Below are 24,344 nucleotides of genomic sequence, written 5' to 3'. Positions count from 1 at the left end.
CAGCCCACCATTCAATGCCCCCGCCGCGCGGCGCCTGCGCGCGGCCCTGGGCATGGCTCCCGGACATGTCGCCTACGGCCTGCGTGCCCAGTACGGACTCGTCGTCGCGCCCGAGACGGTGATGGCCTGGGAGCGTGGCGAGATATCGCCGTCATCCGCCGAGCTCACGGCGCTCGCGGGCGTCCTGTGGTGTTCGCCGGGTGAACTGCTCGCCGAACCGGTCACGTTGCGGGAGCACCGGATGGCCCGCGGGCTGGCCGCGGACGAACTGGCCCGGCGGATCGGCCTGGAGACGAGCTCGTACCAGAGGATGGAGGACACCGGGCGCTGGAAGGGCAACGAGCGGCAGTCCGCCGCCCTGGCCACGGTCCTCGGCCTGACCCTGGCCCAGTTCGTGACGGCGACGGGGAAGCACGAGGAACTGGCCGAGCTGCTGCGCAGCGCGGTCACCACGCGTTGGCAGGCGTACGTGAAGCCGCTCGGCAAGCTGCTGCCGATCCCCAGGCAGCACCTGGAGCGGGTGCTGGAGCAGCTGCACGGGGAGTACCAGTCGCGGATGGTGGCGACGCTCAGCTGGGGCGGCGGCCAGGGCGACGCCGGCAGCGGGGACGCGGGCCGGGAGTTCCTCACCGGCATCGTCGGCCACTTCTGGCAGCTCGCGGGCGGCGCGGGCACTCCTTAGGGGGTGCCGTGCCCGGCCGGGCGGTCAGAAGACCGACTCGGCCTCGTACATGCGGTTCTCGGGGACGGTCTTCAGCTCGGTGACCGCGTGGGCGAGCGGGGCCATCACGATGTCGGTGCCGCGCAGGGCGGTCATGTTGCCGAAGTCGCCGCGGTGGACGGCCTCCACCGCGTGCCAGCCGAAGCGGGTCGCGAGGACGCGGTCGTAGGCGGTGGGGGTGCCGCCGCGCTGGACGTGGCCCAGGATGACCGGCCGGGCCTCCTTGCCCAGGCGGTGCTCCAGTTCGATGGCCAGGCGGTTGCCGATGCCGGCGAAGCGTTCGTGGCCGTAGGCGTCGATCGCGCCCTTCTCGTAGGGCATGGAGCCCTCGGCCGGGTGCGCGCCCTCGGCGACGCAGACGACGGCGAACTTCTTGCCGCGGGCGAAGCGTTCCTCGACCATCTTGACCAGCGCGTCCACCTCGAATCGGCGCTCCGGGAGACAGATCCCGTGGGCTCCGCCGGCCATGCCGGACTCCAGGGCGATCCAGCCCGCGTGGCGGCCCATCACCTCGACGACCATCACGCGCTGGTGCGACTCGGCGGTGGTCTTGAGCCGGTCGATGGCCTCGGTGGCGACCATGACGGCGGTGTCGAAGCCGAAGGTGCGGTCGGTGGAGGAGATGTCGTTGTCGATGGTCTTCGGCACGCCGACGACCGGCATCCCGGCGTCGGACAGCATGCGGGAGGCGGTCAGGGTGCCTTCGCCGCCGATCGGGATGAGGGCGTCGATGCCGTAGCGGGTGGCCAGCTCCTGCGCGTTCTCGGCGGCCTCGTGGAGGCGGGCCCGTTCCATGCGGGCCGAGCCGAGGATCGTGCCGCCGCGGGCCAGGATGCCGCTGACGGCGTTGATGTCGAGGGGGCGGAAGTGACCGTCGAGGAGACCCTTGAAGCCGTCCTCGAAGCCGATGACCTCGTCCCCGTGGCCGACCACGGCCCGGTGTACGACCGACCGGATGACAGCGTTGAGGCCCGGACAGTCGCCGCCCGCGGTGAGAACTCCGATACGCATCGTGCTGTGTCTCCTGCTCCTGGTCGTACCTGGCCGTGCCCGAGGACACCTGCGGCCCGCCGGCCGCACCTCCGAAGGACGCATTTGGTGCCGCCTGTCCGATTGTTCCATGGTCCCGGAGTGGGGCGCGCTGCGCATCACCCGTCCCGGAGCGCCTTGGGATCCCGGACCAGGCCTTTGTTCCGGCGGGCGCCCTACCCATTGGCGGAGGTATTGTCAAGAGGGCAAGCCATCCCAACCGGGTCGACCGACCACACGAAGAGACGGAGAGCACGCGTGACGCGCAGCGTGTACGTGACCGGCATCGAGCGGGGGGACGGCCGGCAGGTCGTCGAACTCGGGATCATGGAGCTCCTGACCCGGCAGACGGGACGGGTCGGCGTCTACCGCCCGTTGCTCCACGACGCACCCGACCGCCTCTTCGATCTGCTCAAGGCCCGCTACCGGATCGACCAGGACGCCTCGACGGCCTACGGGATGGAGTACCGCGAGGCTTCGGCGATCCTGGCCGAGAAGGGCACCGACGAGCTGGTCTCGCAGCTGGTCGACCGCTACCACCGGCTGGCCCGCGACTACGAGGTCGTACTCGTCCTCGGCACCGACTACGCGGAGACCAACCTCCCCGACGAGCTGGCTCTCAACGCCCGCCTCGCCAACGAGCTGGGCGCGGTCGTCGTGCCCGTCGTGGGCGGCACCAAGCACCCCGCCGAGTCCGTCCGCGCCGAGGCCCGCAACGCCTACCGCGCGTACGAGAGCCTGGGCTGCCACGTGGTCGCGATGGTCGTCAACCGGGTGGCCGCGGAGGACCGCGACCTCATAGCCGAGCGGCTCGCCGCCCGCCTCCCCGTGCCCTGCTACGTACTGCCCGACGACAAGTCGCTGTCCGCCCCGACCGTCGCCCAGATCACCCGGGCGCTCGGCGGCGAGGTGCTCCTCGGCGACGAGGCGGGCCTGGCCCGCGACGCCCTGGACTTCGTCTTCGGCGGCGCCATGCTGCCGAACTTCCTGAACGCCCTGACCCCCGGCTGCCTGGTCGTGACCCCCGGAGACCGCGCCGACCTCGTCGTCGGCGCGCTGGCCGCGCACACCTCGGGCACCCCGCCGATCGCCGGCGTCCTGCTCACCCTGAACGAACGCCCGAGCGAGGAGGTCCTGACGCTGGCCTCGAAGCTGGCGCCCGGCACGCCCGTGGTGTCGGTGGCCGGCAACAGCTTCCCGACCGCCGCCGAACTGTTCTCGCTGCAGAGCCGGTTGAACTCGGCGACCCCGCGCAAGCTGGAGACCGCGCTCGGCCTCTTCGAGCGGCACGTGAACACCGGGGAGCTGCGCGGCCTGCTCTCGGTGGCCCGCTCGGAGCGCGTCACCCCGATGATGTTCGAGCACGAGCTGCTGGAGCGGGCCCGCTCCGACCGCCGCCGCGTCGTACTGCCCGAGGGCGCCGAGGAGCGCGTGCTGCGCGCGGCGGACGTGGTGCTGCGCCGGGGCGTCTGCGACCTGACTCTGCTGGGCGACGAGCAGACGATCCTGAAGAAGGCCGGCGACCTCGGCGTCGACATCTCGGGCGCCCAGATCATCGACCCGGCGACCTCGCCGCTGCGGGACGGCTTCTCCGAGTACTACGCGCAGGTCCGCGCGCACAAGGGCATGACCGTCGAGCTGGCGCACGACGTGGTCACCGACGTCAACTACTTCGGCACCCTGATGGTCCAGCGGGGTCTGGCCGACGGCATGGTCTCCGGTTCGGTGCACTCCACCGCGGCCACCATCCGCCCGGCCTTCGAGATCATCAAGACGAAGCCCGACGCCTTCATCGTCTCGTCCGTCTTCTTCATGTGCCTGGCCGACCGGGTCCTCGTGTACGGCGACTGCGCGGTCAACCCGGACCCGAACGCCGAGCAACTCGCGGACATCGCGGTCCAGTCCGCGGCGACCGCGGCCGCATTCGGGGTGGAGCCGCGGATCGCGATGCTCTCGTACTCGACGGGCACCTCGGGCAGCGGCGCCGACGTCGACAAGGTGCGCAAGGCCACCGAGACCGTCCGCGAGCAGCGCCCCGACCTGGCCGTCGAGGGCCCGATCCAGTACGACGCGGCCGTGGAGCCCTCGGTCGCCGCGACCAAGCTGCCCGGGTCCGAGGTGGCCGGCCGCGCGACGGTGCTGATCTTCCCCGACCTCAACACCGGCAACAACACGTACAAGGCCGTGCAGCGTTCGGCGGGCGCGGTCGCGGTCGGTCCGGTGCTCCAGGGTCTGCGCAAGCCGGTCAACGATCTCTCGCGCGGCGCGCTCGTCCAGGACATCGTCACCACCGTGGCCATCACGGCGATCCAGGCGCAGGGCGCTCCGGGCCCCGCCACCGGCGCCTGACCACCCGTCCTCCCTCCCTGCTTCCCGCCCCTCCGCCCCCTCCGCCCCTCCGCCCCTCCGCCCGCGACAAGGAAAGACCCGCACCGTGACCGCATCGCGCGTACTCGTCCTCAACTCCGGCTCCTCGTCCGTCAAGTACCAGCTCCTCGACATGGCCGACCGCTCGCGCCTGGCCACCGGCCTGGTCGAGCGCATCGGCGAGGAGACCTCCCGGCTGGTGCACGAGCCGCTCACCGGGCCCGCCGCGGCCGGCGGCAAGCGCGAGCAGGTCGGCCCGATCGCGGACCACGAGGCCGCGCTGAAGGCCGTGGCGGCCGAGCTCGCCGCCGACGGGACGGGCCTGGACTCTCCCGAGCTGGCCGCGGTGGGGCACCGGGTGGTGCACGGCGGGACGAGGTTCACCCGGCCGACGGTGATCGACGACGAGGTGCTGGCGGAGATCCGGAAGCTGATCCCCCTGGCGCCGCTGCACAACCCGGCGAACGTCACGGGCATCGAGGTGGCGCGCTCGCTGCGCCCGGACATCCCGCAGGTCGCCGTCTTCGACACCGCCTTCCACTCGACGATGCCGGAGCACGTGGCGCGGTACGCGATCGACGCCGGGACCGCCGACGCGTACTCCATCCGGCGGTACGGCTTCCACGGCACCTCCCACGCCTACGTGTCGCGGGCGACGGCCGCGCTGCTCGGCCGGCCGGTGGAGGACGTGAACGTGATCGTGCTGCACCTGGGCAACGGCGCGTCCGCCTCGGCGGTGCGGGGCGGGGTCTGCGTGGAGACGTCGATGGGCATGACCCCGCTGGAGGGTCTGGTCATGGGCACCCGCTCGGGCGATCTGGACCCGGCGGTCGTCTTCCACCTCGCGCGGGTGGGCGGCCTCTCGGTGGACGAGATCGATTCGCTCCTGAACAAGAAGAGCGGTCTGCTGGGCATGTGCGGCGACAACGACATGCGCGAGGTGCTGCGGCGGGCGGGCGAGGGCGACGAGACGGCGCGCCTGGCCTTCGAGGCGTACGTCCACCGGCTGAAGAAGTACATCGGGGCCTACTCGGCGGTGCTCGGGCGGGTGGACGCGGTGGCGTTCACGGCCGGGGTCGGCGAGAACGCCCACCAGGTGCGGGAGGCCGCGCTGGACGGCCTGACCGAACTGGGCCTGGCGCTGGATCTCGAAGCCAACGCGGCGCGTTCCCCGCAGCCGCGCCTGATTTCGGCGGATCATGCCCGTGTGGCCGTGGCGGTCGTCCCGACGGACGAGGAACTGGAGATCGCCACCCAGACGTATGCGCTGGTTACTCGATAGTCACTTGGACTTTCCACCAGCCGGAATATTCCGCTGCGAAACAAACCGATAGGATCCAGTCATGCGCCGTTCCAAAATCGTCTGCACGCTGGGCCCCGCCGTCGACTCGTATGAGCAGCTGAAAGCGCTCATCGAGGCAGGTATGAACGTGGCCCGATTCAACTTCAGCCACGGGTCCCAGGCAGAACACCAGGAGCGGTACGACCGCGTCCGGCAGGTCTCCGAGGACACCGGGCGCGCCGTCGGCGTCCTCGCCGACCTCCAGGGCCCCAAGATCCGGCTGGAGACCTTCGCCGAGGGCCCGGTCGAGCTGGTGCGCGGTGACGAGTTCACCATCACCACCGAGGACGTCCCGGGTGACAAGTCCATCTGCGGCACCACGTACAAGGGTCTCCCCGGTGACGTCGCCAAGGGCGACCAGGTCCTGATCAACGACGGCAACGTCGAGCTCCGCGTGACGGAGGTCGACGGCCCGCGGGTGCGGACCATCGTCATCGAGGGCGGTGTCATCTCGGACCACAAGGGCATCAACCTGCCGGGTGCCGCGGTGAACGTTCCGGCCCTGTCGGAGAAGGACGTCGACGACCTCCGCTTCGCCCTGCGGATGGGCTGCGACATGGTCGCCCTGTCCTTCGTCCGTGACGCCAACGACGTCAAGGACGTCCACCGGGTCATGGACGAGGAGGGCCGCCGGGTCCCCGTCATCGCCAAGGTGGAGAAGCCGCAGGCCGTCGAGAACATGGAGGCCGTGGTCGCCGCCTTCGACGCGGTCATGGTGGCCCGTGGCGACCTGGCCGTCGAGTACCCGCTCGAGAAGGTCCCGATGGTCCAGAAGCGGCTCATCGAGATGTGCCGCCGCAACGCCAAGCCGGTGATCGTCGCGACCCAGATGATGGAGTCGATGATCACCAACTCCCGCCCGACGCGCGCGGAGGCGTCCGACGTCGCCAACGCGATCCTCGACGGCGCGGACGCGGTCATGCTGTCGGCCGAGTCCTCGGTCGGCGCCTACCCGATCGAGACCGTCAAGACGATGTCGAAGATCGTCGCGGCGGCCGAGGAGGAGCTCCTCTCCAAGGGCCTCCAGCCGCTGGTCCCGGGCAAGAAGCCGCGCACCCAGGGCGGCTCCGTGGCCCGTGCGGCGTGCGAGATCGCCGACTTCCTGAACGGCCAGGCGCTCATCGCCTTCACCCAGTCCGGGGACACCGCCCGCCGCCTGTCGCGCTATCGCGCCACGCAGCAGATCCTGGCGTTCACCACGGACGTCAACACCCGCAACCAGCTCACGCTGAGCTGGGGCGTCGAGTCGTACATCGTCCCGCACGTGGACACCACCGACGCGATGGTCGACCTGGTGGACGGCGAGCTGCTGAAGCTGGGCCGCTACAACGAGGGCGACACCATGATCATCACCGCCGGCTCGCCCCCCGGCGTCCCGGGCACCACCAACATGGTCCGGGTGCACCACCTGGGCGGCGTCGACCGCGCCTGACGCCGTCGCACCGCGAAACTCTGCCGCACAGAGACCGAGGGCGGCACCCCGCAGTGATGCGGGGTGCCGCCCTCGGTGCGTGCGGACCGCGTGTGCGGACCGCGTGCGCCTGCTACTCCGGCGGGCCCATGTAGTTCTTCAGGCCCGGGACCGTCAGGGTGCCGCCGAACTGCGCCGCCTGGACGACCTTGACGTCCGTGAAGAACGCGAACGGGACGTTCAGGGGCGGCGGGCTGTTCGGGGTGAACTCGATCGGGATCAGACCGAACAGGTTCCCCTTGAGGCTCTCGGTGTACATCGTCACCGTGCCTCCGCGGATCTTGGAGGTGGAGCCCGGACGGGACTTCAGGTGGGCGACGTTCCCGCCCTTGCCGACCGTCTGGTAGAGGTCCTTGATGTCCAGCGAGTCCGCCGTGAACTTCAGGACCTTCTTGATCTTGCCGCTGCCGGTCTTCACCTCGACGATGCCGTGGTAGTCCAGGCCGTAGAGGGTCAGCAGCGAGCTGTCGAGGTACCAGGGCTCGTCGGGCAGGAGCGGGATGCCCTGCTCCAGGTCGGCGTTGGCCAGGGCCTCGGCGTCGTAGGTCGGGCAGGGAAAGGGTTCCTTCCCGTCCGGGTCCTTCTTCGCCCCGTCCTTGTCCTTGTCGTCCTTGTCCTCGCCCTTGTCCTCGTCGCCCGTGTCCTTGGGCGTCTCGTCCTTGGGCTTGTCGACGGTGTCCTTGACCTCGTCGGGCAGCTCCTCGACCGTGGCACCCGCCTTCTCGGCGGCGTCCCGGATCGCGTCCGCGGCCGGGTCCGGCGCCGGGGCCGGCTTCTCGGTGGTGGACGGCGTGGGCGTCGGGGTCGCCTTGGGCTGCCCCAGCGGCCGGCCGAGCCCGTCGACGAGGTCCTTCAGCTTGTCGCCGACGCCCAGCGGGTCCAGGGGGTTCGTGGACTTGGCCGGATCCGGCGCCGGTGTGGTGGCCGGGGCCGGGGCGTTCGCCGACGGGGACGTGCTCGGCGACGCAGAGGCGCTCGCCTTCGGCTTGGCAGCCGTCGACGGTGCGGGTGACGCACTGGGCGAGGCGCTCGGCGAGGCCGTCTTCGACGGCGTGGGGGACGGGGACTTCGACTCGGTCTCCGCCGGCTCGTCGGACCGCGTCACGCACGGCCCGGGGGCGAAGGGGATCTCCTTGTCGTCGGCGACGGCGAGCTTGGGCGCCATGCCCATCCCGACGAGGACGGCCGTCGGCATCGCCGCCAGCGCCATCGTCTTGCCGACGGGTATCTGGATCTTGTTCAGCAGCGACTTCCTGGGCGCCGCGTGGCGCGGGCCCCTTCTCTCACGGGACTCTGCGCCCGGGGCCACGGCCCGCTGCGTCTCGTCACCCCGCACTGTTCCTCCCGCCATCGGCGTGGGCAGTCGTCTCGGTCGCGTGTGCCGTCTCCGTCTCGCGGGGCGCCGGGATGCCCTGGACGCCCATCACCGCCTCCGCCTTGGTCGGACCGGCGGCGGCCTGCGGCTGACCCGCCGGCTCCTCGTCCGCCGGCTGTCCGGGCGCCCACGACAGCGCGAGGGCGCCGCCGATGAGGGAGAGGATGAAGCCCATCCCGAATCCACCCAGGTTGGACACCGGCAGGGACACCAGGGCCAACAGGATCGAGGCGACTCCGGCGAAGACGCGGATGGTCTGCTGGAACCAGAGGGCGAGGCCCAGCGTGATCAGCAGTACACCGATGATCAGTGCGCCGGCGCCGCCCGTGGTGGCCATCGCGAGACTGACATTGCCCAACCGGAGGTCCGCATAAGGGAAGTACGCGATCGGGAAGCCGCCGAGGAGCGTGAACAGCCCGGCCCAGAAGGGACGGCGACCGCTCCAGGCATGGAAGTGGTAGTACACCACGGTGAGCCAGGCGTCGTCTTCTGCGCGAACGTAAACCGGGGCCTGGGGGTTCATGGACAACAGCTCCCTGGAAACGGTGGTACGGAGAACTCTGTGGAGCCCGGACGGGCGGGCGGGGACGGCCGTCGCCACCCGCCCGTCCGGTCATTCACCGGGACGGACTCAGTCCTTGGAGTCCTGGTAGCACGGCTGGTCGCCGCCCATCAGACGCAGCTTCAGGTCGGGCAGCTTGAACGTGCCGGCGGTGGTCGCCCACGCCTTCTGGCGCACGTTCGTCAGGATCGCCTTGTCCGCGCGCTGCGAGAACGCGTACGGGCTGGTGACCGTGCCGGCCTGCGGCTTCGTCTTGTGGCCCGGGTCGCCGACCGCGACACCGATGTCCAGGTTCTTGAACTCGGCGTCGGTGTCGAGCTCCGCAACATCCAGGTAGATGTTGTCGGCGACGGCCGGCTTGCCCTTGTGGCCGGTGCGCAGCTGCAGCGTGATGTTGCCCAGCGGCGTCGGGGTCACCAGCGACTGGCACATGTTGGTGATCTCGGCGTGGCTGAACCCGGAGATGGTCACCGGGTGGTGCTGCGCGTTGCCCTTGAGGTCGTGCCCCTCGGCGATGCCGCCGTACTGGATGAGGTTGTCACCGTCGAGCTTGTCGGCCGAGACCTTGAAGTCCTGGCCGGAGACGCTGAAGGACGCCGCGAGGGCACCCTGCGCCAGACCCACACCGACCGCGGCGGTGGCCGCGATGCTCGGCACCATGACGAGCGCGAAGCGCTTCCATCTGGTCCCGCCACGAACCTGAGAACTCATTTCGTTCCTCCTTCTCGGACGTACATCTCCGGTCCGGGCCGAGCCCGTCCTGGGATGGGAGAAGTGCTACGTCCTCGGGAAGGAGCGCAGGCGGCCGGGCCGCGGCCGTGCCACGTCCGATTCACCGGCGTTCACCCCCGAGCGACAACCACTGGGCCACGCGTTCGCGCAACCTGAGGACAGGCCCCGCCGGTGCGGCAGAGACCCCCCTGTCCCACGGCCGGTGCCACTGCCACCGGCCGGCCCGGTGGGGACCCTCCACCGCGGCTCCGAGCGAGCGGCTCTGCGGGAAGGACCGAGCGTCGCCGATCGTGGTCCATTCCCGGCCGGGGCACAAGGGGGTTCGTTACTGGCGGGTAACGGCCAGATAACCTGGATGCTGCCTGTAACCGTCCGTCGGCAACGCAGGGTGCCACTCAGGGCCACGACAAAACGGCGAACCGGTGAACACACCGGACAGTTCGCAAGGTTCGATTTACTGCGAGTAACAGCGGCCGCAATTGCCAAGCTTTGGCAAAGTGCGGCCGCTGTTTATCTACGTGTCAACAAATCGGCGGCGACCCGCCGACGTCCGGAAGGCCACGGGGAGCGGGCTCCCGGCGGCCCGGAGCGGGGGCGCGGGGCCCGCCTAGAAGAGCACCCGCGCGAGCGCCGTGCGCGCCGCCGTCACTCTCGGGTCGTCCGCGCCGGTCACTTCGAACAGCTCCAGCAGACGCAGCCGTACGGCATCCCTGTCGTCACCGAACGTGACCTTCACGGTGTCCACCAGGCGCCCGAAGGCGTCCTCCACGTGTCCGCCGACCAGGTCGAGGTCGGCCGCGGCGATCTGCGCCGCCGGATCGCGCGGGTTCTCGGCCGCGGCGGTGCGGACCTGCTGCGGGTTCATGTGCTGGACCCTGGCGAGCAGTTCGGCCTGGGCCAGGCCCAGCTTGGCCTCGGTGTTGCCCGGGTCGTCCGCGAGTACGTTCTTGTACGCCTGCACCGCGCCGCCCAGGTCACCGGCGTCGAGCGCGACGACGGCCGCCTCCAGCAGTGCGTCGTGCGGACCGGCCGGGGCCTCGGCCGGGGCGGACTCGGCGGCACCCTCGGCGTTCGGGTCCACCTCGATGCCGATGATCCCGAACCGCTCCTCGGCGACCTGGACCAGCTGGGCGAGGGTCTCGCGGATCTGCTGCTCGGGGGCGACGCCCTGGAAGAGCGGCAGCACCTGACCGGCGACCACGGCGAAGACCGCCGGGATGCCCTGGATCTGGAACTGCTGCATCAGCATCTGGTTGGCGTCGACGTCCACCTTGGCCAGCACGAGGCGGCCGTTCGCCTCGACGGTCAGGCGTTCCAGGAGGGGGCTGAGCTGCTTGCACGGCTGGCACCACTCGGCCCAGAAGTCCAGGACGACCGGGACTTCCGCGGAGAGCTGGAGCACATCACGTTCGAAGCCGGCCTCGTCTACGTCGATGACGAGCGCGGACGGCGGCACGGCGCCGGCGGACGGGGCGGCCCCGCCGCCCTGGCTCGCCTGGCGGGCCGCCTCGGCGCGGGCCTGCTCGGCCTTGGCCCTGGCCTCGCCGGCCGCCTTCACCGCGGCGAGGTCGACGACGCCGCTCATGGACATGTTTCTGGGCTGCATGCGTACATCCTCCCCCGTGTGCGCGCGCCGACGAAAAAGATCGCGCGAATTGGCCGTACGGTCGTCACCGCCCGGCCGTGCCATCGCATCCGTCGCGATCGTGTTGCTGTGCGGCGCCGGGTCCCCACCTGGCGCCTGTAGCCCTTCGCGTGGTTGTCGCTCTTACGCTACGAGCCGTAGCGTAACTCCCCCGGAGGCCCTCCGCGCCCCTGCGGCGCCCGTGATCTGAACCACAGCCGCCCGTTCGGCTACCGACGGGTATGGTCTCGGCCATGCGCAACGCCAGCCCCGGCCGCACCGGTCGCCCCCGCAGCGCGTCCGCGGACGCCGCCATCCTCGCCGCCACCCGGGACGCGCTGGTCGAACTGGGCTGGTCGAAGCTGACGATGAGCGACGTCTCGGCCCGCGCGGGCGTCGCCAAGACCACCCTCTACCGGCGCTGGGCGGGCAAGAGCGAGCTGGTCGTGGACGCGGTCGCGGAGCTCTTCGACTCGCTCGAACTGCCGGACCGGGGCTCCCTGGAAGCCGACATCGAGTACGTGGTCCTGCGCTTCGCCGAGCTGCTGCGGCGGCCGGAGGCCCGTACCGCCCTGATGGCGGTCGTCTCCGAGTCCACCCGGGACGAGGCCCTGCGTGACCGGATCCGGTCGGCGATCGTGGACCGGCAGAAACGCCTCGTCGTCCTGGGCCGCGAGCGGGCCCAGGCACGCGGCGAACTCCCTTATGAGGAGGACGAGTTCCTCGCGGGCAGCACCACCGACCTGATCTTCGACGTGATCGCGGGCACCGTCGTGCACCGTGCCCTGGTGAGTTCCGAGCCGGTGGACGAGCTCTGGGTGGCCGCCTTCACCGCCCTCCTGATGCACGGCCTGCGCGGTGCGACCGCCGCCTGACCGCGCCCCGGCCCACCCGGCCGCCGCCGCGGTCACAGCCCGCTCGCCGGCTTCGGCCGGGGCTTGCCGGGCCAGTCCACCCTGATCTGCCGGCCCCGGTCCTCGGGCGGCTCCCCCAGGCCGGCGGCCGCCAGCGCCGCAAGCCCCGCGTACCGGCCGGCGACGCCCCGTACGGGCACAGGAAGGCCGGTCATGTCCCCACCGTACGGGGGGCACGACCGGCCGTTCCGGGCCGTGCGGGCCCGAAAAGCGCGGGCTAGAAGCCCGGGGGCTCGGTGTAGGTGCCCCATTCGTCGCGCAGGGTGTTGCAGATCTCGCCCATCGTGGCCTCGGCACGCACCGCGTCCAGCATGGCGGGGATCATGTTCGACCCGTCCCGGGCGGCGTCCAGCATGGCCTTCAGGGACGCGGCGACCTTGGCGTCGTCGCGGCCGGCCTTGCGGTCGGCGAGGACGCGGACCTGCTCGCGCTCCACCTCGTGGCTGACCCGCAGGATCTCCAGGTCACCGGTCACCGACCCGTGGTGGACGTTGACGCCGACGACCCGCTTGTCACCCTTCTCCAGGGAGCGCTGGTACTGGAAGGCCGACTCGGCGATCTCGCCGGTGAACCAGCCGTCCTCGATGCCGCGCAGGATGCCCGAGGTGATCGGCCCGATCGGGTGCTGCCCGTCGGGGTGGGCGCGCAGGCCGCGCTCCTTGATCTGCTCGAAGATCCGCTCGGCGTCGGCCTCGATGCGGTCGGTGAGCTGCTCCACGAACCAGGAGCCGCCCAGCGGGTCCGCCACATTGGCGACGCCGGTCTCCTCCATCAGCACCTGCTGGGTGCGCAGGGCGATCTCGGCGGCCTGCTCGCTGGGCAGCGCGAGGGTCTCGTCGAGGGCGTTGGTGTGCAGGGAGTTGGTGCCGCCGAGGACGGCCGCGAGGGCCTCGACGGCGGTGCGCACGACGTTGTTGTAGGGCTGCTGGGCGGTCAGGGAGACACCGGCGGTCTGCGTGTGGAAGCGCAGCCACATCGACTTCTCGCTCTTGGCCCCGTAGACCTCCTTCATCCAGCGCGCCCAGATCCGGCGGGCGGCGCGGAACTTGGCGATCTCCTCGAAGAAGTCGAGGTGCGCGTCGAAGAAGAAGGAGAGACCGGAGGCGAAGTGGTCCACGTCCAGGCCGCGGGAGAGCCCGAGCTCCACATAGCCGAAGCCGTCGGCGAGGGTGTAGGCGAGCTCCTGCGCGGCCGTGGCCCCGGCCTCGCGGATGTGGTAGCCGGAGACGGAGAGGGGCTTGTAGGCGGGGATGCCCTTCGCGCAGTACTCCATGAGGTCGCCGATGAGGCGCAGGTGCGGCTCCGGTTCGAAGAGCCACTCCTTCTGGGCGATGTACTCCTTGAAGATGTCCGTCTGCAGCGTGCCGTTCAGGACGGCGGGGTCCACGCCCTGGCGCTCGGCGGCGACCAGGTACATGCAGAAGGCGGGCACGGCGGGGCCCGAGATCGTCATGGAGGTGGTGACGTCGCCGAGGGGGATGTCCTTGAAGAGGACCTCCATGTCGGCGGCGGAGTCGATGGCGACGCCGCAGTGGCCCACCTCGCCGAGCGCGCGGGGGTCGTCGGAGTCGCGCCCCATGAGGGTGGGCATGTCGAAGGCGACGGAGAGCCCGCCGCCGCCGGCGGCCAGGATCATCTTGTACCGCTCGTTCGTCTGCTCGGCGTTGCCGAAGCCGGCGAACTGGCGGATGGTCCAGGTCCGGCCGCGGTAGCCGGTGGCGTGCAGGCCGCGCGTGTAGGGGTACTCCCCCGGCCAGCCGATCCGCTCGAAGCCCTCGTAGGTGTCGCCGGGGCGGGGTCCGTAGACCGGTTCGACCTCGTCGCCGGAGAGCGTGGTGAAGTCCGCCTCGCGCTTGCGGGCCTTGTCATAACGGGCCTGCCAGCGGCGGCGGCCCTCCTCGATGGCGTCAGCGTCCATACCCACGAATTTACTAGGACGTCCTAGTAAATGTCGATGGGAAACCCCCGGGAGTCGTCCCGGGGGTGGGTGACGCTCGCCTCTTCGTCAGGCCTTCGCGGTCGCGAGCGGGTCGCTGACCAGCGGTTCCACCTCGGCGCGGATCCCCCGCTCGACGAAGAAGGCCGCCAGCGGAATCGTGCCCGACACGAGCACCCAGAGCAGCTTGCCGAAGGGCCACTTCGCCTTGGAGCCCAGGTCGAAGGCGAAGACGAGGTAGATCATGAAGAGCACACCGTGCGTCTGCGACACCACGAAGGTGAGATCGGCACCGGTGTCGAAGCCGTACTTCGCCACCATGCAGGCGCAGAGGATCAGGAGCATGACCGCGGTCACGTAGGCCATGACGCGGTAGCGGGTCAGCACGCTTCGTTTCATGCGGACGAGCCTAACCGTCCGTTTTGCTCGATCTTGACGCGGCCCCGTGATCGCGGAACGGGTGGGCGGGGCCCTCAGGACTCGTCGAAGTCCGCGGCGGCCACCCGCAGCGGCCGGAGCAGGGCGAAGATCTCCGCGCACTCCTCGGCGTCGTACGCGCCGAGTCCGAAGTCGATCGCCATCAGGTCCTTGGTGGCGGCCTCGACGACCTCCCGGCCCTTCTCCGTGATGGAGGCGAGGGTGCCGCGGCCGTCGTTGGGGTTGGGCCGCTTGGCGACCAGCCCGGACCGCACCAGCCGGTCCACGGTGTTGGTCACCGAGGTGGGGTGGACCATCAGCCTCTCGCCGATCTTCGACATCGGCAGTTCGCCCGCCTTGGAGAAGGTGAGCAGCACCAGAGCCTCGTAGCGCGCGAAGGTCAGCCCGTACGGCTTGACGACCGCGTCGACCTCGCCGAGCAGGATCTGGTGGGCGCGCATGATCGAGGTGATCGCGGCCATCGAGGGCACGGGACCCCAGCGCTGCTGCCAGAGCTCGTCGGCGCGGGCGATGGGGTCGAAGGGAAGGCTGAGCGGCTTGGGCACGCTTCCGACCCTACCGGGAGGTCACTTCCCGGCGGGGGCCGTCTCATCCCTCAGTCGCTCCTCCTGCCGGACGGCGGACCGCAGTTCGGCCAGGAGCGCCAGGACGACGGCGGTGCCGAGCACCCCGGCCCCGGTGACGACCACGTGCACCGGGAGGAATTCGGCGGCGAGACCGGCCAGGGCCATGCCGGCTCCCTGGAGGGTCATCAGACCGGTGCCGAGCAGGGTCATCGCCCGGCCGCGCAGTTCCTCGGGGACGGCGTCCACGTACCACTGGTCCAGCCCCAGGGTGTACGCGTGGGCCAGCCCGGCGAGCAGCAGCGCGCACAGGGCCAGGGGCACGCCCGGCCGGCCGGCGTAGAGGAGGAAGGGCAGCAGTCCGGCGGCGGCCAGCGGGGCCACGATCCGCGAACGGGTCCGCGCGCTGAGCGCGGAGCCCGCCCAGAGCTCCCCGGCGATGGTGCCGACGGGCATGGCGCACATCATCAGCCCGAGGGCGGCGGTCCCCGCGCCGATGCCGTCGGCGTACGCGGCGAGCAGCGCCTCCGGGACGACGAGGAAGACGGGCGGCAGCCAGAACAGGAGGGTGAGCGCCCGCAGCCGGCGCCGGCCCAGGACGGCCCGCATCCCGGCGAGCGGGGAGGTGCGGACGGTCGTCCGCGCGGGACGGGCACGGGTGCCCAGCCGCAGCAGCAGGGCCGAGCCGAGGAATCCGGCGGCCGTCAGCGCGATGGCGCCGCGCGGGGCGAGCACCGTGAGCAGCAGCCCGCCGAGGCCGAAGCCGATGAGCTGGGCGCTCTGGGCGACCATGCGCAGCAGCGACCGGCCCAGGACATAGGCGTCGCCGGAGCCGAGGATGTCGGGGAGGGAGGCGTTGCGCGTGCCCTGGAAGAGGGGGGCTACGAAGGCCAGGGCGCAGCGCAGGACGAGGAGCACCGCGACGGGGGTGCCGGGCAGCACCATGGCCGCCGCGCAGGCCGCGCAGACGAGGTCGCAGGTGACGAGCACCCGCCGGGCGGGGTGGCGGTCGGCGATCCCGGCGAGCAGGGTGCCGCCGAGGGCGTAGGGGAGGAAGCCGAGGGCGAAGGTGAGCGCGCTCATCAGCGGCGAGCCGGTGAGGCGGTAGACGAGGACGGAGAGGGAGATCTCGGCGACGACCAGGCCGAGTACGGACATCAGGTGTGCGGCGAAGACGGCGGGGAACTCCGGTGTCCGCAGCACGGTGCGGTAGCCGGCGGAGCCCGCTTCGGCCGGGGCCGGGGTGAGGGTTGCCATGACGGCAGCGTCGGGGGCCTAGGCTGGCCTGCGTAGAGATTCGGCCTGGGGCGAATGTCGGACGGATGCCGGGCGGATGCCGGGCGGACCGGTCCGGGGAGCGGGAGGGTGCGGCATGGGGTTGCACCATCGTTTCGGGCACGAGGACCTGCTGCGGTGCCGGTTCGCGCTGTCGCCGGCGTGGGAGACGCAGGAGGCGATCCGCACCCTGAGCCGCCCGGACCGGCAGGGCTACCACCTGCCGTGGCTCCGGCGGATCCGGGCCGCCGCCGACGGGCTGGACCTGCGGCCGCTGTGGCTGCTGATGCCGCGCCGGGGGCACAGCACCGACTTCATCAGCCCGCCGCCGAGCGGGCCGGGCGGCTCCTTCGAGGAGGAGCTCGCGGTGATCCGCGCGGCCGACCCGGACGCGGCGCGCGAGGACATGCGCAGGGCGCTGGCCTGTACGCCGGGTGCGCTCGACAGCGATCTGGGCCGGTACCTGCTGGCCGATCCGGCGCGGTCGGTGCGGGAGCTGGCCGATCTGCTGGAACGGGCCTGGGGTGTGCTGGTCGAGCCGCACTGGCCCCGGCTGCGGGCGCTGCTGGAGGCCGACGTCCTCTTCCACACGCGCCGCCTCGCCGCCGGCGGGCTGGAGTCGCTCTTCGACGGCCTGCACCCCGACCTGTCCTGGGACGCCGCCTCGCTCACCCTGACCATCGAGCGGCCCAGCCACCACGACCGCGTCCTGGGCGGCCAGGGGCTGCTGCTGATGCCGAGCGCCTTCGTCTGGCCGGGTATCGCGGGCGGCTTCGACCCGCCCTGGCAGCCGACGGTCGTCTACCCGGCGCGGGGCATCGGCGCCCTGTGGACCCCGGCGGGTGCGGACACGCCGACCGCGCTGGCCCGGCTGCTGGGCCGGGCCCGGGCGGACGTGCTGTGCGCGCTGGACGAGCCGGCGTCCACCACGGCCCTGGCGCACCGCCTGGGGCTGGCCCCGTCCACGGTCTCGGCCCACCTGGGGGTGCTGCACGCGGCGGGCCTGCTGATCTCCGCCCGGCGGGGGCACCAGGTGCTCTACGAACGCACCCCGCTGGCCATCGCCCTCACCACGGGGGACGCCACGGGCTGACCGGTACGGGCCGACAAGGCGCGGGCGGAGCCGCGCGGGCGGCGGGCGGTGTCGCGCGGCCGGGCCGGTTGTCCGCCATGTCACCATATTCCGGTCATGCGGCGTCATGGTCCGCCGCCCGGCCCTTCGCCCCGAGGAAACCGGATGCCACCCGTCGCCGCCCGGCCCGCAGCAGCCCTCGGTCTCGTCCTGCTCCTCGCGGCGGCCACCGCCTGCGGCTCGGCACCGCAGCCCGGTCCCGCCGGCCCCGCCGCGGCTCCCGGGGCCCCCGCCCCGGCCGCCACCGACGGTGCGTCCCCGTTCTGGGTGGACCCGGGCAGCGAAGCCGCCCGGCAGGTCACGGCGTGGGAGGCGACGGGCCGCTACGACGACGCCCAGGTGCTGCGCCGGATCGCCGAGCGCCCGGTCGCGCTGTGGGGGCGGCCGGGCGATCCCGGCCCGGGGATCCGCCGGGCCCGCGCGGCGGCGAAGGCGGCCGGGCGGACCCTGCTGCTCGCCGCGCACAACCTCCCGGGCCGCGACTGCGGGAAGCAGCCGGCCGGGGGCGCCGCCGACGCCCGGGCCTACGGCCGCTGGATCGGCGCCTTCGCCGATGCCATCGGGGACGCCCGGGCCCTCGTCGTCCTGGAACCGCACGCCGTCGCGCACGCCGTCGACGGCTGCGTGCGCGCCGAGCAGCGCGCCGAGCGCTACCGGCTGCTCTCCGAGGCCGTCGACCGGCTGAAGAAGAACCGCAACACGAAGGTCTACCTGGACGCGGGCGATCCGGCGTGGATCCGGGACCCGTCCGACCTCGCCGGCCCCCTCCGCGAGGCGGGCCTCGACCGCGCCGACGGCTTCGCCCTCAACGTCTCCGGTTTCCAGCCGGACGCGGCCGTCCGGGCCTACGGCGCCGAGCTCTCCCGGGCGGTCGGCGGCAGGCACTTCGTCGTCGACACCGGCCGCAACGGCGCGGGGCCGCTGCCCGGCGAACGCACCCCGGCCTCGTGCAACCCTCCGGGCCGCGCCCTCGGCACCCCGCCGACCGACCGGACCGACGACCCGCTCGTCGACGCGTACCTCTGGGTGAAGCGGCCCGGCGAGTCCGACGGGACCTGCCGCGGTGGCCCGCCGGCCGGCACCTGGTGGCCCGAGCAGGCCCTGGGCCTGGCCCGCCGCGCCCACGACTGACCCGCCCCGGAGCCCACGAGGCCCTGGCCGGCCCTCCGGGTCAGGTACGGGTGCCGCGGCGGAGACCGTGGCGGACCGCGCGCTGGCTCAGCGGGCCCAGGCCCTCCAGCAGCGCGGCCAGTCCGGCGAGCTGCTCCAGGGCGTCGAACGCGCGGCCGGCGCCGTGCGGGTCCACCACCTCGTACAGCTCGATGCCGACGAAAGAGGCGGCGGTGGCCCGGGCGAGCCCCGCGGGGTCGGCGAACCCGTCCAGCGGGGTCGCCGCGAGCAGCCGGGTGAGCACCGCCTCCAGCTCCGCGATCCACAGGCCGAGTCCGTCGGCGGTGGCGGCCGCGAGGGCGGGCGAGTTCTGCCCGGCGGCCAGCAGCTGACCGAGCACGGCGACGTGCCCGGCCTCCCGCTCCTCGGCGTGCATCGCGCGGGCGAACTCCACCAGTTCGCCGAGGCCGCCCAGTGCGGCGAGCCGGTCGCGGTAGCGGGCCACCCGCTGCTCGGCCCCGTACCGGCAGGCGGCGGCGAGCAGGTCGTCGACGGAGCCGAAGTGGTAGAAGATCAGGCCCTGGCCGACGCCGGCGGTGGCCGCGATGGTGCGGGCCGAGGCCTTGGCGATCCCCTGCTCGACGAGCGTGCGCAGGGCCCCTTCGAGGAGCTTCTCCTTGGTGGCCGCACTGGCCGCGCTCACGCCCGGACCTCCTCGCGGACCGGCCGCAGGTCGCCGCGGACCCCGTGCGTGCGGACGTCCACGTACTGGGCGGTGAAGGAGCCCTCGTAGCCGAAGAGCGGTCCGAAGCGGCGGTTGACCACCCGCACCCGGATCCGGAACCGGCCGGTGGCGTCGTCGAAGGACTCACGCACCTCGGCGTCGCCGCCGATGAGGTCGGGGACGCGGACGTCGACGGGCCCCTCACGGAAGCGGTGTTCACCGGAGCGGATGAGCAGCGAGCCGTCCGGTTCGGCGCTCATGTGCAGGTCGCTGGCGAGGTGCTGGTGCGTGCCCAGGTAGTCCAGGACGCAGTCGCGTTCGGGGCTGTGGACCATCGTGGCGTCGAACCGGTGCGGCCCGCCGGGCAGCCGGAAGGTCCGCACGAAGGTGACGGTCTCGCGCCCGAAGGAGTCGAGGTACGGGAGGTTCTCGATGACGAAGGGGACGTCGCGGCCCTCGCGCGGCACCAGGATGTTGCGCATCCCGCCGAGCCGGAGGAAGGGCTTCACGAAACTGCCGCCGTGCCAGATCCGGTCCATGGTCCCGCGGCCGACGCAGCCCTCCCCGCTCTCCAGCCCGACCGAGAACCGGCGCTGGATCTGCGGGTGCAAACGGTCGAAGCCGGCGCCCATGTGGGCCCGGAAGATGGAGGTCATGACGGCTCCAGGGTGCTGAGCAGACGGGGGGCCGCGACCGGGGTGCGGCCGGGCGGGGTGCGCAGGCAGCGGCGGGCGGCCGGGGTGCCGGGCAGGGGCGGCAGCAGTACCGCCGCGGCCAGGACGAGCAGGGCCACGGCCGTGGGGGCGTACAGCAGGGCGGCCGCGGACAGCAGGGCGCGCAATGCGCTCTCGCCCGCCGCCCGGGCGAGGGCGAGGCCCGGCGGGGTGCCGCGTTCGCACCACAGCCTCAGCCGGTCGAAGGACCAGGCGGTGGCCCAGCCCATGAGCGGCCGCAGGACGAACCGGTCGGCGAGCGCCCCGAAGCGGCCCCAGCGGGGCCGGTAGTCGTAGCCGGTGAGGAAGCGGATGCCGTCGCCGTCCGGGACGTAGCGCCAGTAGCCGCTGCCCTCGGCGAGCAGCGAGAGCGGGTGGTCCGAGGCGAACCGCAGGGCCGACACCCTCGTCCCGTCCGGCCGGCGGCGCTCCCCCGCGGAGACGCCGGTCCCGTCGACGGAGACGAAGGGCAGCACGCGGGTCGCGTACCGGAACCGCTGCGGCTCGCCCTCGGACCGCGGGAGGTAGTGGATGGAGGTGAACCTCAGGTCCCACCGCTGGTGCCGGTCCGGATCCTGGCTGCGTTCCCACAGCTCGTCCATCCCGGCCCGGACGAACGTCTCGACGTACAGGCCCACGGCCACCCCCCGTTCCCGCGTTTTGAGCGATCGCTCAACCGGGACTGTAGGCGAGTTTGAGCGATCGCTCAACCCTGCCCCTGCGGGGTTGCCCGGCAGTCCGGCTCCGCCCGGGCCGCGCCCTGCGGTGACCCAGCGGTCCGGCTCGGGCCCCTGGCCGGGCGGGGGTGGTCGGGGTCGGGGAGCGGGGCCGGTCCGGGGTGTCTCCTCGGCTCGGCGCGCGCGGGTACGCCCCGGCCAGGCGGCCCTGGTCGCGCGCTCGTCCTGCGGGGACACCCCGCACCGTCCCCCCTCCCCTCGGCCGTGGCTCGCCGGAGCGCTGCCGTGGGGTGGGGACACGCAGGAGGGTCCCCGCAGGACGAGGCGGCACCCGGGCCGCACGGCCGTGACAGGCAGCACGCGCCGAGCCGAGGAGACCCTCGTGCGGGGCACCACCCCACACCACACACCCCCGCCCCACCACACCACCGAACAGCACACCGCCGAGCAACCCCGCAGGGCCACGGCCGAGGAGACCCTCGTGCGGGGCACCACCCCACACCACACACCCCCGCCCCACCACACCACCGAACAGCACACCGCCGAGCAACCCCGCAGGGGAAGGGCACCGGGCCCGGCGAAGCCAGAGCCGGACCGTCGAGCAACCCCGCAGGGGGAACGCGGAAGCGCCCCCGGCCGGGTCGGCCGGGGGCGCTTCGGGCGTACGGGGCGGCCGGTTCAGGCCTGCCCGAGGTGGCGTTCCACCGTCTCCACCTTGGAGGTGATCCCGTCGGTGACGCCGGGGCGGATGTCGGCCTTGAGGATGAAGGAGACGCGCGGCGCCCGCTCCTCGACGGCGGCGACCGCACGCCGGATCACGTCCATCACTTCGTCCCACTCACCCTCGACGGTGGTGAACATGGCGTCGGTGCGGTTCGGCAGCCCGGACTCGCGGACCACGCGGACCGCGTCGGCGACGTACTCGCCCACCTCTTCACCGACCCCCAGCGGGGTCACCGAGAACGCGACGATCACGCCTGGGCCGCCTCACGGGCACGGGCGGCGACCACGCTGTCGGCCTCTTCGCGCTTGAGCAGCTTGTCGCCGTAGAGGCCGCCCAGGGGGACCACCGAGAGGACGAAGAAGAACAGGACCTTCTTGAAGGGCCACTTCGCCTTGTACCACACGTCCAGCAGCAGCACCGAGTAGACCATGAACAGGAACGCGTGCAGGAGACCCAGCGGCAGCAGCAGGTAGTCGATGTCCGAGATCCGGCTGAGCAGCGAGCCGAAGATCAGCAGGGCCGGGAACGACAGCGCCTCCGGCACGGAGACGAGGCGCAGACGGTGCAGGGCGGAGGCGGTCTTGATGTCCACGTGGAACCTTCGGGGTGGAGGCCAGGGTCGCCTCCAGTGTCTCAGCCGCTTTACGGGATCTTGACCCGGCCCCCGCCTCCGGGCCCGCGCCGGGAGGGACCGGGAACGCTCCCAAACGCCCGGGTGTGTCATATATCCGGCCACGGGACTCTGTTCGGGTCCGCCCGCTGCCGATAACGTCTCCCCGTGGCTCAGTTCCGACTCCAAGGCAGCAAGGTGCTGGCCGTCGACCTGACCGGGGACGCCGTGAAAGCGAAGAACGGCTCCATGGTCGCGTACGACGGGCAGATGGCCTTCAAGAAGATGAGCGGCGGCGGCGAAGGCCTCCGCGGCATGGTGACCCGCCGGCTGACCGGCGAACAGATGACGGTGATGGAGGTTCAGGGACACGGCACCTGCTTCTTCGCCGACCGTGCAAGTGAGATCAATCTGGTCAATCTGCACGGCGAGAAGCTCTACGTCGAGTCCAGCAACCTGCTGTGCACCGACGCCGGACTGCGCACCGGCACCACCTTCACCGGGCTGAGGGGCGCCTCGACGGGCAACGGTCTCTTCACCACGACGGTCGAGGGATCGGGCCAGGCCGCGATCATCTCCGACGGCCCGGCCGTGGTGCTGCGCGTGAGCGCCCAGTACCCGCTGTCCGTCGACCCGGGGGCGTACATCGCGCACACCGGCAACCTCCAGCAGTCCTTCCAGTCCGGTGTGACGTTCCGCACGCTCATGGGCGAGGGCTCGGGCGAGGCGTTCCAGATCCGCTTCGAGGGCGAGGGCCTGGTCTACGTGCAGCCCAGCGAGCGCAACACCGTCGGGGGCGACATCTGATGCCGTTCCGCGAGATCAACTCGAAGATGGTCGAGGCCCAGGTCGTCCCGGGCCAGAAGATGTTCAGCCAGCGTGGAGCGATGCTCGCCTACCGCGGCGACGTCTCCTTCACTCCGAGCCTGACGGGCGGTCAGGGCGGGGTGATGGGCATGATCGGGCGCCGCGTGGCGAACGAGCAGACCCCGCTGATGACGGTCGAGGGCAGCGGCACCGTGATGTTCGGCCACGGCGGCCACCACATCCAGGTGATCAACCTGACCGGCGAGACCCTCTACGTCGAGGCCGACCGGCTGCTCGCCTTCGACGGGACCCTCCAGCAGGGCACGATGTTCATGGGCTCGCAGGGCGGGGTCATGGGCATGGTCCGCGGCCAGGTGACCGGCCAGGGCCTGTTCACCACCACCCTGAAGGGCCATGGCTCGGTCGCCGTGATGGCCCACGGCGGGGTCATCGAACTCCCCATCACCCCGAACCGGCCCGTCCACGTGGACCCCCAGGCCTACGTGGCCCACCACGGGGACGTCAGGAACAAGCTCTCCACCGCCCTCGGCTGGCGGGACATGGTGGGACGCGGCTCGGGCGAGGCGTTCCAGCTGGAACTGTCCGGTCAGGGCGCGGTGTACGTACAGGCCTCCGAGGAGAAGCTGTGAACTTTGGCCCCGTGATGGGCGGACCGGGCGGCCCGACGGTCTTCGACCCGTACACCCTGCCCTCCGACGACAACGTGAACGCGTACACCTTCTGCGTGGAGCTCAAGGGGAGCCAGTGGTTCCTGCAGAAGGGCAAGATGATCTCGTACTACGGGCACATCGAGTTCAACGGCATCGGCAACGGCCGCTTCGACCGTCTGCTGCGCACCAGCTTCCACTCGCCGCTGCACGCCAGTGACTGGGTGGTGGCCGAGGGCCAGGGCAAGATGCTGCTGGCCGACCGGGCCTTCGACGTGAACTCGTACGACCTGGACAACGGCAACCTGACGATCCGGTCGGGAAACCTGCTGGCGTACCAGCCCTCGCTGGCCCTGAAGCAGTCGATCGTCCCGGGCTTCCTGACGCTGATCGGCACCGGCAAGTTCGTGGCGGCCTCCAACGGGCCGGTGGTGTTCATGGAGCCGCCGCTGCGGGTGGACCCGCAGGCGCTGGTCGGCTGGGCGGACTGCCCGTCTCCCTGTCACCATTACGATCACGGCTACATGTCCGGCGTGATGGGCGGACTGCGCTCGCTGGCCGGCATCGGGGGCACCTCGGGCGAGGAGCACCAGTTCGAGTTCGTCGGAGCCGGAACCGTGCTCCTGCAGTCCTCGGAGATGCTGATGGCGGAGCAGTCGGTCGGCACGGTGGGCGCCGGGGCGGCCACGGGCAACGCGCAGGGCGTGCCGGGAGCCGGCCAGGGGCCGCTGGGGCAGATCGGTGTGCCGCGGATGCCCGGGCAGCTGGGTGACCTCCAGCGCCGCTTCGGACTGTGACAGCCGGGACCTCCGACCTTTGTACGCAATTCA

The 24,344-nt window shown here is 71.9% G+C and carries 25 protein-coding genes; 10 read left to right on the top strand and 15 right to left on the bottom strand.

Going from position 1 to position 24,344, the window contains the following annotated elements; translation table 11 throughout:
• The first annotated feature begins 52 nt into the window (after positions 1-52).
• A complete protein-coding gene (locus NRK68_RS23760; protein WP_183067382.1) occupies positions 53-682 on the top strand; it encodes a helix-turn-helix domain-containing protein in 630 nt (209 codons plus the stop codon).
• Between the two features lie 24 nt (positions 683-706).
• Here the strand turns inward: NRK68_RS23760 and NRK68_RS23755 are convergent, their stop codons facing one another.
• Positions 707-1,732, bottom strand: coding sequence for an ATP-dependent 6-phosphofructokinase (locus NRK68_RS23755; RefSeq protein WP_183067381.1), 1,026 nt, complete (start codon positions 1,730-1,732; stop codon positions 707-709).
• Between the two features lie 276 nt (positions 1,733-2,008).
• Between NRK68_RS23755 and pta the strand changes: the two genes are divergently transcribed.
• From pta to pyk, 3 genes are all read left to right on the top strand, one after another.
• Positions 2,009-4,099 carry a phosphate acetyltransferase gene (pta, locus tag NRK68_RS23750; RefSeq protein WP_257856659.1) on the top strand — a complete coding sequence of 697 codons (2,091 nt, stop codon included), beginning with the start codon at positions 2,009-2,011 and terminating at the stop codon, positions 4,097-4,099.
• Positions 4,100-4,184: 85 nt separating this feature from the next.
• Positions 4,185-5,399 carry an acetate kinase gene (locus NRK68_RS23745; protein WP_257856658.1) on the top strand — a complete coding sequence of 405 codons (1,215 nt, stop codon included), beginning with the start codon at positions 4,185-4,187 and terminating at the stop codon, positions 5,397-5,399.
• A 61-nt stretch (positions 5,400-5,460) separates the two neighbouring features.
• A complete protein-coding gene (gene pyk, locus NRK68_RS23740; RefSeq protein WP_183067378.1) occupies positions 5,461-6,891 on the top strand; it encodes a pyruvate kinase in 1,431 nt (476 codons plus the stop codon).
• A gap of 112 nt (positions 6,892-7,003) precedes the next feature.
• On the opposite strand, the gene NRK68_RS23735 is transcribed toward pyk, so the two are convergent.
• The 4 genes from NRK68_RS23735 to NRK68_RS23720 all read right to left on the bottom strand — a co-directional run bounded on the left by NRK68_RS23735 (position 7,004) and on the right by NRK68_RS23720 (position 11,205).
• Positions 7,004-8,266, bottom strand: coding sequence for a hypothetical protein (locus NRK68_RS23735; protein WP_257856657.1), 1,263 nt, complete (start codon positions 8,264-8,266; stop codon positions 7,004-7,006).
• A complete protein-coding gene (locus NRK68_RS23730) occupies positions 8,256-8,828 on the bottom strand; it encodes a DUF6114 domain-containing protein (protein WP_183067376.1) in 573 nt (190 codons plus the stop codon). Before NRK68_RS23730 ends, NRK68_RS23735 begins: the two co-directional genes overlap by 11 nt.
• Positions 8,829-8,936: 108 nt before the next feature.
• A complete protein-coding gene (locus NRK68_RS23725) occupies positions 8,937-9,578 on the bottom strand; it encodes a DUF6230 family protein (RefSeq protein ID WP_046776202.1) in 642 nt (213 codons plus the stop codon).
• Positions 9,579-10,206: 628 nt separating this feature from the next.
• Entirely contained in the window at positions 10,207-11,205 is a 999-nt protein-coding gene (locus NRK68_RS23720; protein WP_257856654.1) for a tetratricopeptide repeat protein, read from the bottom strand.
• Between the two features lie 272 nt (positions 11,206-11,477).
• Between NRK68_RS23720 and NRK68_RS23715 the strand changes: the two genes are divergently transcribed.
• The gene (locus NRK68_RS23715; RefSeq protein ID WP_046777187.1) at positions 11,478-12,098 is read left to right on the top strand and encodes a TetR/AcrR family transcriptional regulator; all 621 of its coding nucleotides are present in this window, start codon (positions 11,478-11,480) and stop codon (positions 12,096-12,098) included.
• A gap of 32 nt (positions 12,099-12,130) precedes the next feature.
• Here the strand turns inward: NRK68_RS23715 and NRK68_RS23710 are convergent, their stop codons facing one another.
• The 5 genes from NRK68_RS23710 to NRK68_RS23690 form a co-directional block, all read right to left on the bottom strand.
• The gene (locus NRK68_RS23710; RefSeq protein WP_183067374.1) at positions 12,131-12,292 is read right to left on the bottom strand and encodes a hypothetical protein; all 162 of its coding nucleotides are present in this window, start codon (positions 12,290-12,292) and stop codon (positions 12,131-12,133) included.
• A gap of 62 nt (positions 12,293-12,354) precedes the next feature.
• On the bottom strand, positions 12,355-14,055 hold the full coding sequence (gene icmA / locus NRK68_RS23705; RefSeq protein WP_046776199.1) for a coenzyme B12-dependent isobutyryl-CoA mutase large subunit: 1,701 nt from the start codon (positions 14,053-14,055) through the stop codon (positions 12,355-12,357).
• A gap of 87 nt (positions 14,056-14,142) precedes the next feature.
• Entirely contained in the window at positions 14,143-14,472 is a 330-nt protein-coding gene (locus tag NRK68_RS23700) for a DUF3817 domain-containing protein (RefSeq protein ID WP_257856653.1), read from the bottom strand.
• A gap of 74 nt (positions 14,473-14,546) precedes the next feature.
• Entirely contained in the window at positions 14,547-15,056 is a 510-nt protein-coding gene (locus tag NRK68_RS23695) for a MarR family winged helix-turn-helix transcriptional regulator (RefSeq protein ID WP_183067372.1), read from the bottom strand.
• A 21-nt stretch (positions 15,057-15,077) separates the two neighbouring features.
• On the bottom strand, positions 15,078-16,331 hold the full coding sequence (locus NRK68_RS23690) for an MFS transporter (RefSeq protein ID WP_183067371.1): 1,254 nt from the start codon (positions 16,329-16,331) through the stop codon (positions 15,078-15,080).
• A gap of 115 nt (positions 16,332-16,446) precedes the next feature.
• Here NRK68_RS23690 and NRK68_RS23685 point away from each other — a divergent pair, with 115 nt between their 5' ends.
• Positions 16,447-17,442: an ArsR/SmtB family transcription factor gene (locus tag NRK68_RS23685; RefSeq protein ID WP_183067370.1), complete on the top strand. Its 996-nt coding sequence runs from the start codon at positions 16,447-16,449 to the stop codon at positions 17,440-17,442.
• A 144-nt stretch (positions 17,443-17,586) separates the two neighbouring features.
• The gene (locus tag NRK68_RS23680; protein ID WP_183067369.1) at positions 17,587-18,612 is read left to right on the top strand and encodes a glycoside hydrolase family 6 protein; all 1,026 of its coding nucleotides are present in this window, start codon (positions 17,587-17,589) and stop codon (positions 18,610-18,612) included.
• 40 nt (positions 18,613-18,652) lie between these two features.
• Here the strand turns inward: NRK68_RS23680 and NRK68_RS23675 are convergent, their stop codons facing one another.
• From NRK68_RS23675 to NRK68_RS23655, 5 genes are all read right to left on the bottom strand, one after another.
• Positions 18,653-19,294: a TetR/AcrR family transcriptional regulator gene (locus NRK68_RS23675; protein ID WP_257856652.1), complete on the bottom strand. Its 642-nt coding sequence runs from the start codon at positions 19,292-19,294 to the stop codon at positions 18,653-18,655.
• Positions 19,291-19,971, bottom strand: a complete 681-nt coding sequence (locus tag NRK68_RS23670; RefSeq protein WP_257856651.1) for a DUF4166 domain-containing protein — start codon at positions 19,969-19,971, stop codon at positions 19,291-19,293. Before NRK68_RS23670 ends, NRK68_RS23675 begins: the two co-directional genes overlap by 4 nt.
• Positions 19,968-20,666: a hypothetical protein gene (locus tag NRK68_RS23665; RefSeq protein ID WP_183067459.1), complete on the bottom strand. Its 699-nt coding sequence runs from the start codon at positions 20,664-20,666 to the stop codon at positions 19,968-19,970. Before NRK68_RS23665 ends, NRK68_RS23670 begins: the two co-directional genes overlap by 4 nt.
• 717 nt (positions 20,667-21,383) lie before the next feature.
• Complete coding sequence (locus NRK68_RS23660) at positions 21,384-21,680, bottom strand: MTH1187 family thiamine-binding protein (protein ID WP_183067366.1); 297 nt, start codon at positions 21,678-21,680, stop codon at positions 21,384-21,386.
• Positions 21,677-22,021: a DUF3817 domain-containing protein gene (locus NRK68_RS23655; RefSeq protein WP_046776190.1), complete on the bottom strand. Its 345-nt coding sequence runs from the start codon at positions 22,019-22,021 to the stop codon at positions 21,677-21,679. The genes NRK68_RS23660 and NRK68_RS23655 overlap by 4 nt, the downstream gene beginning before the upstream one ends.
• A 186-nt stretch (positions 22,022-22,207) precedes the next feature.
• Here NRK68_RS23655 and NRK68_RS23650 point away from each other — a divergent pair, with 186 nt between their 5' ends.
• From NRK68_RS23650 to NRK68_RS23640, 3 genes are read left to right on the top strand one after another with little or no spacing between them, the layout of a single operon-like run.
• A complete protein-coding gene (locus tag NRK68_RS23650) occupies positions 22,208-22,846 on the top strand; it encodes an AIM24 family protein (protein ID WP_079025529.1) in 639 nt (212 codons plus the stop codon).
• Positions 22,846-23,496: an AIM24 family protein gene (locus tag NRK68_RS23645; RefSeq protein WP_046776188.1), complete on the top strand. Its 651-nt coding sequence runs from the start codon at positions 22,846-22,848 to the stop codon at positions 23,494-23,496. The genes NRK68_RS23650 and NRK68_RS23645 overlap by 1 nt, the downstream gene beginning before the upstream one ends.
• Before the next feature lie 14 nt (positions 23,497-23,510).
• Positions 23,511-24,311 carry an AIM24 family protein gene (locus NRK68_RS23640; RefSeq protein ID WP_046776187.1) on the top strand — a complete coding sequence of 267 codons (801 nt, stop codon included), beginning with the start codon at positions 23,511-23,513 and terminating at the stop codon, positions 24,309-24,311.
• Positions 24,312-24,344: the final 33 nt, after the last annotated feature.

This window comes from Streptomyces yangpuensis, from assembly GCF_024666385.1.
Classification (GTDB): domain Bacteria; phylum Actinomycetota; class Actinomycetes; order Streptomycetales; family Streptomycetaceae; genus Streptomyces; species Streptomyces yangpuensis.
This window is presented reverse-complemented; position numbering and strand designations above follow the sequence as displayed.